We start from the raw sequence: 7,427 nt of genomic DNA on the forward strand, positions 1-7,427 counted from the left end.
GACCGCGTCGACCCGCGCCTCCAGCGCCGCCATCCGCCAGCCCAGCGCGTGCAACCGGGACGCCACCTTCGTCAACGCCGTCACCAGCGCTCGCGTCCGCTGCCCGCTCAGGTACGCGGCCCGCAGCTCGACGTGCCGCGCGCCCGCCTCCCACACCTCGCGCCGCTCCCGGCGGAACCCCTTGCGCGCCGCCACGGCCAGCTCGACGGCCCGGTCGAGGTCGCCCTCCAGCAACGCGATCCGGGCCCGGTGGAACAACGCCTCCGAGCGCGCCAGCACCAGGTCGCCGCCCAGTTCCTCCAGCGCCCGGTCGGCCGCCGCCCGCGCCTCCTCCAGCAGCGGCACGGACACCAGCAGCTCCAGCCGGTTGATCAGCAGCGCGGGCCGCGGCACGGCCAGCCGCCGGTACTCGCGCTCGGCCTCGGCGAACATCGTCAACGCCCGCGGCACGTCGCCCGCCCGTGACGCGGAGATCCCCGCGTTCCACCGCACGTCGGCGACCGCGAGCCCCTGGTCCAGCTCCCGGTACAGGGCGGCCGCGCGGTCGAAGTCCTCGTCCGCCGCGCGCAGGCCGCCCGTGTAGGCGCGCAGGAGCCCCCGGTTGTTGCGGGCGCGCGCCTCGCCGAGCTTGTCGTCGGTGCGGCGGGCCGCGTCGATCGCCCAGTTGTACTCGCGCTGCGCTTCCTCGTAGCGGCACAGGTAGTGCAGGACGAGCCCGCGCTGCATGCGCGCGATGTCCGCGTCGCCGCCGCGCAGCTCGGGCAGCGCCGTGTTGATGGCCCGCAACGCCTGCGTGTGCCGGCCGGTGTTCGACAGCACGAACGCGAGGCTCACCCGGGCGAGCGCCGCGAGCCGCCGGGAACCCGCGCGCTCGGCGACGCGGATGGACCGGCGCAGGTGCCGCAGCGCGCCGTCGAAGTCGTGCAGCTCGCGCAGCGACAGGCCGATCGCGCGCTCGGCGATCGACGCCTCCTCGGCGTCACCCGCCGCGCGGGCCGCCTTCAGCGCCGAACGGCCCATCTCTGCTGCCGCCCGCGGGTCCCGTTGCCGGGCTTCCAGTGCCGCGGTGGCGGAAACCCCGGCCACGAAACCATCTTATGGTCAAGTCACCGTGGTAGCTTGCTCTGGCTCAGCACCCGTCGACGCTGCTGTGAGGCCTCGGTGTCCGAACCCTCGAATCGCTCCGAGCTGTACGGGAGAGCCTTCCACCGGGCGATCCTCGAGCACAAGAACTTCCGGATCCACACCGAGCGCGGGCGCGAGTTCCTCTTCGTCGCCGGTGAGCTGCTGACCATCACCGAGGACGTCGAGCGGGTCCGCCGCAAGCTCGCGCAGAACAACATCCCCACCGACCGCGGCCGTGACTTCGCGGGCCTGGCCCGGTTGGTGCTGCCGCGCAACCCCGACGACATCCCGGACGTCGTCCGCCTGCTGCGCGACCCGGCGCAGTGGCCCGGCGAGCGCACGCCGTTCGTGCAGCCGCACCACGTGCTCGTCGGCCACGGCGGCAACATGCACGGCCACCCCGGCCACCCGCCGCACGTGGCCGACCCGCTGCCGGACCCCGACGACGGCTCCGCCGGGCACGGCAAGGGCGTCGTCGTGGGCGTCGTCGACACGGGCATCTCGAACTCCGCCGGGAACGACCACCCGCTGTGGCTGGGCGGCGCGTTCCTCCCCAAGCCCGAAGAGGTCGACCCGGCCTACGCGCACGACGACGTGTTCGCGGTCGAGGGCGGCCACGGCACGTTCGTCGCGGGCGTGGTCCGGCAGGCCGCGCCGGGTGTCCGGCTGGACCCGGAGAAGGCGCTCGACCAGACCGGCCTCGGCACCGAGGAGGACTTCGTCCTCGCGCTGTCGTCGTTCGACGAGAAGGTCCACGTCGTCACCATCTCGCTGGGCTGCTTCACCCAGGACGACGTGGCGTCCGAGCCGGTCCGCCGGGCGGTCGCCGACCTGCCCGCCGGGGTCGTGGTCGTCGCCTCCGCGGGCAACCAGGGCACCAACCGGCCGTGCTGGCCCGCCGCGCTGCCCGGCGTGGTCGCGGTGGCGGCCGTCGCCGAGGAGCTGGACCAGAAGCTGTCCCCCGCGTGCTACTCGAACCACGGGCACTGGGTGGACGCGTGCGCGGTCGGCAACCGGACCAGCACGTACCTCAAGGGCCAGTGGGTGCTGGAAGGCGAGCCGATCGGCGTCTTCGACCGGTTCGCGTACTGGCTGGGCACGTCGTTCGCCGCGCCGCACGTGGCCGGCCGGATCGCCGAGACCATGACCACGCACGGCCTGTCCGCCACCGCCGCGCGGGACCACCTGCTCGTCGGGAAGCCCGAGTACTTCCCCGGATACGGGGTTTTCGTCCAATAGAGGTATCTGGCGCCGAGGTCCCCCCTCCGTAGTCTGTGGCAGCAACGAATCCGAAGTCCGTGACCCCGCTGGGGTCCGCGCCGGCGCCGACCGGGGCGGAGGCGCAGCATCCCCTGGACAAGAGGAGGGGACGTGACCCCTGCATCCCCGATCGCCGCGCTGGTCGGCGCGGCGGCGGAGGGCGACCGGTGTGCCTGGAACGAGATCGTCGACCGCTACACGCCGCTGGTGCTCGCGGTGATCCACCGGCACCGGCTGCGCCCCGCGGACGCCGCCGACGTCAACCAGACGGTGTGGCTGCGCCTGGTGGAGCAGATCGGCAGGCTGCGGGACGCCGAGGCGCTGCCCGGCTGGATCGCCACGACCACGCGCAACGAGTGCCTGCGGATGCTGCGGATCCAGCAGCGCACCCTGCCGTACGACCCGCAGTCCGAGGACGAGCCGGCGAGCCCGGACGACGCGATCGCGGACCTGGACGAGGAGATGGAGGCCGCCGAGCGGCGGCAGGCGCTCCGCGAGGGCTTCCGGTCGCTGTCCGAGCAGTGCCGCGTGCTCCTGGCCAGGCTCATGGCCGACCCGCCGCCCAGCTACGCGGCGGTCAGCGAGCAGCTGGCGATCCCGGTGGGCAGCATCGGGCCCACGCGGATCAGGTGCCTGGAGAAGTTGCGGAAGACCCCCGCGGTGCTGCGGCTCGCCGGCCCGCGACCGGTTGGCGGAGGAGGTGTGCTCGGTGTTGACGGACGATCCGGGGTGGGACAGCGATGACGTGCTGCTGCGGGAGCTGCGCGGAGCTCTCGCGGAGGAGCGCGACGTGCCCGGGCACATGCGCGAAGCGGCGCGCGCCGCGTACACGTGGCGCACGGTGGACGCCGAGCTGATGGCGTTGACCAGTTACGACTCCGTGCTGGACGCCGACCTGGCGGTGCGGGCGCGGGCGGCGCAGACGGCGCGGCAGCTCGTGTTCGACGCCGAGGGCTTCTCGGTGCAGGTCGAGGTGACCGAGGCCGGTGTCGCGGGCCAGGTCCTGCCCGCCCGGCCGGGCCGGGTGCAGCTGCTCACGGCCGCCGGTCCGCTGGAGGAGGCGGAGCTGGACGAGGTCGGCATGTTCCTGCTCGGCCCGCCACCGCCCGGTCCGGTGCGGTTCCGCTGCGAGGTCGGCGGCACGACCGTCGTCACGGACTGGGTCTGCGTGTAGCCCCGTCACGGCACCAGGGTGCTCGTGGCGGGGCCTTCGCGTGCCCGGCGACCCGACGGTGGACAGGGCGGGCTCGCGGCGGCCCTTGACGCCGATGGCCACCGGTCCGAAGATTCAAGGTGCTGATCTTCGTCTGCCCGAAGTCCCGCCAACGCAGTCCCCTTCAACGCAGTCCCCGCCGACGAAGCCCGCCGCCGAAGTCCCCCGCCGCCGCACGAAAGCCCGATGACCGAAGCCGCCAGACCCGCAGCCGCCGCGGCGCACCTCCCCGTGGCGGCGGTCGACGCGCGCGCCGAACGACCGGTGGCCCTGACCGGCCCGTCGACGCCCGACGAGCGCGAAGCCCTGTTCCGGCGCGTGTTCCAGGGTTCCACGGCCGGGATCGCGATCTTCGACGCGGACGGCGCGCTGGTGGAGGCCAACCCGGCGCTGAAGGCGATGCTGGCCCCGGCCGCGCTGGACCCGGCCGCCCTCCTCACGCCCGACGACTTCGCCGACGACGGGGACGTCACCCGGTTCCGCCGCGAGTTCGCCGACGAGGCCGGCGATCCACTGTGGACGGACGTGGCGCTGTCCGCGGTGCGCGACGACCAGGGGCGCCCGCGGTGGCACGTCGCCGTCGTCGAGAACACCACCGAGCAGCACGTGCTGCGGGACTACCTGCGCCACCAGGCGTTGCACGACGTGCTGACCGGCCTGCCGAACCGGCAGAGCTTCCTGTCGAAGCTGGAGCAGGTGCTGGGCCGGCCCGGTTCGCTCACGTTGATCTACCTCGACGTGGACAGCGTGGCGATCGTCAACGACGGCCTCGGCTACGAGTCCGGCGACGAGCTGCTGAAGGTGGTGGCGCGTCGGCTGGCCGACGTCGTGGCGGACGAGGACGCCACCGTGGCCCGGCTCGGCGGCGACGAGTTCGCCGTCCTGATCGAGGACTCCCCCACCACGCCGGGGATCTCCGCGCTGGCCGAGGCGATCGAGGAGGCGCTGACCGAGCCCGTGCCGCTGGCCGGTCACGGCGTGGGCGTGTCGGCGGGCATGGGTTTCGTCCGCACGTCGGCGCGCGGCTCGGACGCGTTGGCGTTGCTGCGCCAGGCGCACAGCACCCTGCGGCGCGCGCAGAGCGGCGGCAAGGGCCAGTGGGGCGTCTACGACGCCGGCGAGGACGCCCTCGACCGGACGCGGCTGTCGCTGATCGCGACCATGCCGGGCGCGTTGCAGAACGGCGAGATCGCGCTGCACTACCTCCCCGTGGAGCGGGACGGCGAACGGGTCGCGGTGGCGGCGCGGCTGCGCTGGCACGAGGCCGAGTACGGTCCCGTGTCGCACGACGACTGCCTGCGGTTCGCCGACGAGCTGGGCCTCAGCGGCCACCTGGCCGAGTGGCTGCTGGAGGAGGCGTGCGACTTCGCCGCCACCGAGGACCTGCCGGTGGTGGTCCGCCTGTCACCGGACCAGTCGCGCGGCCCCGACCTGACCGCGCAGGTCGCGGAGGCGCTGCGCACGTCGAGCCTGCCGCCGCGACGGCTGTGGCTCAGCCTGTCCGCGCGCAGCCTGCCCGAGGACCCGGACGCGGTGGAGGACAACCTGACCGCGTTGGCGGACATGGGCGTCCGCCGCCTGCTGCACGGCGTCACGTTCGCCCTGCCGGAACTGTCCATTGTGGAACGTCACCGGCTGCACGGCGTGGAGCCGGCCGCGCCGCCGTGCGAACCGCTGGCGCGCGACGCGCTGGCCGCCGTCCTGCCGCTGGTGCGGGCGGCCGGCGCGCTCGTCGTCAGCGAGCACGACCTGCCGGAGGTCGACCTGGTCGTGCGATCGAGATGATCTCGCGACTGGTGTCGGTGAACGGAGCGCGGTCCCAGGAGCCGTAGCGCTCGGCGACCTCGAACCCGCAGTCCCGCAGGAGCGCGTCGACCTCGGCCGCGGTGGCGAACCGCAGCGTGGCCCACTCCACGACGGGTTCCGGCCAGTCGGCGCCGCGGTGGGTCTCGCTGAACCGCACCAAACCGTTCTCCACGCTCGCCACGTGGTGCTCGACGCGCACCCGTTCACCGCGCTCGCCGACGATGTCGACGCCGTGCTCCGGCGACCACCGCTCCCACGCCCGTGCGCCCGGGTTGCGGGTCTCGAACGCGAACCGCCCGCCCGGCTTGAGCGCCTTGCGGACGGCGGTGAACTGCGCGCGCACGTCCTCGTCGGTGAGGAACACCTGGAACACGTGCCCGGTCATGAGGACCAGGTCGAACTCGGCGTCGAACGACGCCGTGCCCAGATGGCCCTCGACCCAGTCGATGTCAGGCCGCCGGCAGGCCACGGCGAGCATCGACGGGTCGGGGTCGAGCCCGACGAGCCGGCCGAGGTGTCCGGTCGTCCGCGCCACGTGGAGCAGCAGGCCGGTGCCGCAGCCCACGTCCAGCACGGAGTCCGCCGACATCGCCAGGCCGAGGTAGAAGTCGTCGCTCGGGCCCCACTCGTTGAGCAGGTCGTAGTGGGCGGCCACGTCCCGGTTCACGGGCTGTTCGCTCATTCGCCCGAGTCTGGCGCGGACGACGGCGGGCCGCGACCGGGTTTCCCCCGTCGCGGCCCGCCGCGGGACCGATCAGGCGAACGTCGGCTGCATCATCGCGTGCTGGACCAGCGTGATGAGCGTCTGCTTGGTGGACTGCCGGTTCCGCGCGTCGCAGGGCACGATCGGCACCGACTGGTCGATCGTCAGCGCCTCCCGGATGTCCTCGATGCGGTGGTGCAGCAGCCCGTCGAAGCAGTTCACGCCGACCACGTAGGGCAGCTCGCGGTCCTCGAAGAAGTCGATCGACGCGAACGCGTCGGACAGCCGCCGCGTGTCGACCAGCACGACCGCGCCGATCGCGCCGCGCACCAGGTCGTCCCACATGAACCAGAACCGGTGCTGGCCGGGGGTGCCGAACAGGTACAGGATGAGGTCGCTGTCCAGCGACACGCGGCCGAAGTCCATGGCCACCGTGGTGGTCATCTTGTTCGGCGTGGCCGACAGGTCGTCCACGCCGACGCTCGCCTCGGTCATCACCGCCTCGGTGGTCAGCGGCACGATCTCGGACACCGACCCGACGAAGGTCGTCTTGCCGACACCGAACCCGCCCGCCACCACGATCTTGGTCGACGTGACGGACAGGCTCGCCGCGGATGACCCCGGCCGTCCGGGAGCGCCACCGCTCATGTTGCTCTGCTTTCCCTAGTAGTAGGACTTCGCCGGGGTGGTGGACCTCAGCCGCGCATGGCGACGTGCAGCTGGGAGCGGATCTCCGGGGTGAGCTGGACGCCGACCCGCTCGACCAGCCGCGCCATCGCGTAGCCGATGAGGCCGATGTCGCAGTTCGGCGCGGCCAGCACGGCCAGGCAGGAGCCGTCGCTGATGGACATCAGGAACAGGTAGCCCCGCTCCATCTCCACCACGGTCTGCTTGACGTCACCGGCCTCGAAGCAGCGCGCGGCGCCCAGGTTCAGGCTCACCAGACCGGACGCGACGGCCGCCAGCTGCTCGGCGCGGTCGATCGGCAGGCGCTCCGAGGACGCGAGCAACAGGCCGTCCGCGGAGACCACGATCGCGTGCGCGACGCCCGCGACCCGGGCGACGAAGTCGTCGACCAGCCAACTGAAGTTGTCCAGTTCCTCGGCTGCGGTGGTCACTTCTGCTCCTTGGTCTGATTGCCGCCTGCGGTGGCGGCGTTGTCTGCGTTGCCGAACGACAGGCCTTCCCACGGCATCGCGGCGTCGTCGCCGGACTGGCGACCGAGCTGGACGCCGCGCTGGTAGGTGGCGAAGCGCTGGCGCAACCGGTCCGCGGACCGGCGCCGCGGCGCGGCGGTGGCGATGCCGGACGCCGGCGCGC

The 7,427-nt window shown here is 73.2% G+C and carries 8 protein-coding genes and 1 pseudogene; 4 read left to right on the top strand and 5 right to left on the bottom strand.

Going from position 1 to position 7,427, the window contains the following annotated elements:
• Nucleotides 1–1,086: pseudogene (locus tag ACFQ3T_RS32515) on the bottom strand (CHAT domain-containing protein); the annotation flags it as partial.
• Nucleotides 1,087–1,161: 75 nt separating this feature from the next.
• Here ACFQ3T_RS32515 and ACFQ3T_RS32520 point away from each other — a divergent pair.
• The 4 genes from ACFQ3T_RS32520 (at nt 1,162) to ACFQ3T_RS32535 (ending at nt 5,383) form a co-directional block, all read left to right on the top strand.
• A complete protein-coding gene (locus tag ACFQ3T_RS32520; RefSeq protein ID WP_380729285.1) occupies nt 1,162–2,364 on the top strand; it encodes a S8 family peptidase in 1,203 nt (400 codons plus the stop codon).
• A gap of 132 nt (nt 2,365–2,496) precedes the next feature.
• On the top strand, nt 2,497–3,129 hold the full coding sequence (locus tag ACFQ3T_RS32525) for an RNA polymerase sigma factor (RefSeq protein ID WP_380729287.1): 633 nt from the start codon (nt 2,497–2,499) through the stop codon (nt 3,127–3,129).
• On the top strand, nt 3,098–3,559 hold the full coding sequence (locus tag ACFQ3T_RS32530; RefSeq protein ID WP_380729289.1) for a hypothetical protein: 462 nt from the start codon (nt 3,098–3,100) through the stop codon (nt 3,557–3,559). The genes ACFQ3T_RS32525 and ACFQ3T_RS32530 overlap by 32 nt, the downstream gene beginning before the upstream one ends.
• Before the next feature lie 225 nt (nt 3,560–3,784).
• Nucleotides 3,785–5,383, top strand: coding sequence for a diguanylate cyclase domain-containing protein (locus ACFQ3T_RS32535; protein ID WP_380729291.1), 1,599 nt, complete (start codon nt 3,785–3,787; stop codon nt 5,381–5,383).
• Here the strand turns inward: ACFQ3T_RS32535 and ACFQ3T_RS32540 are convergent.
• The 4 genes from ACFQ3T_RS32540 to ACFQ3T_RS32555 all read right to left on the bottom strand — a co-directional run.
• A complete protein-coding gene (locus ACFQ3T_RS32540; protein WP_380729293.1) occupies nt 5,334–6,086 on the bottom strand; it encodes a class I SAM-dependent methyltransferase in 753 nt (250 codons plus the stop codon). The two genes, ACFQ3T_RS32535 and ACFQ3T_RS32540, sit on opposite strands and share 50 nt — an antisense overlap.
• 72 nt (nt 6,087–6,158) lie before the next feature.
• Nucleotides 6,159–6,755: a GTP-binding protein gene (locus tag ACFQ3T_RS32545; RefSeq protein WP_158852979.1), complete on the bottom strand. Its 597-nt coding sequence runs from the start codon at nt 6,753–6,755 to the stop codon at nt 6,159–6,161.
• A 47-nt stretch (nt 6,756–6,802) separates the two neighbouring features.
• Nucleotides 6,803–7,225 carry a roadblock/LC7 domain-containing protein gene (locus ACFQ3T_RS32550; RefSeq protein ID WP_380729296.1) on the bottom strand — a complete coding sequence of 141 codons (423 nt, stop codon included), beginning with the start codon at nt 7,223–7,225 and terminating at the stop codon, nt 6,803–6,805.
• Nucleotides 7,222–7,427 (bottom strand): hypothetical protein (locus tag ACFQ3T_RS32555; protein WP_380729298.1); only part of this gene is annotated, 206 nt, incomplete at its 5' end. The genes ACFQ3T_RS32550 and ACFQ3T_RS32555, both read right to left, overlap by 4 nt.

Origin of the sequence: Saccharothrix hoggarensis, assembly GCF_042678885.1 — a bacterium.
Taxonomy (GTDB): Bacteria; Actinomycetota; Actinomycetes; order Mycobacteriales; family Pseudonocardiaceae; genus Actinosynnema; species Actinosynnema hoggarensis.

What these genes read in the sequence shown, in the direction of transcription:
- ACFQ3T_RS32540 (WP_380729293.1), bottom strand. Translation starts at nt 6,086, where the DNA reads ATGAGCGAACAGCCCGTGAACCGGGACGTGGCCGCCCACTACGACCTG.
- ACFQ3T_RS32535 (WP_380729291.1), top strand. Translation starts at nt 3,785, where the DNA reads ATGACCGAAGCCGCCAGACCCGCAGCCGCCGCGGCGCACCTCCCCGTG.
- ACFQ3T_RS32545 (WP_158852979.1), bottom strand. Translation starts at nt 6,755, where the DNA reads ATGAGCGGTGGCGCTCCCGGACGGCCGGGGTCATCCGCGGCGAGCCTG.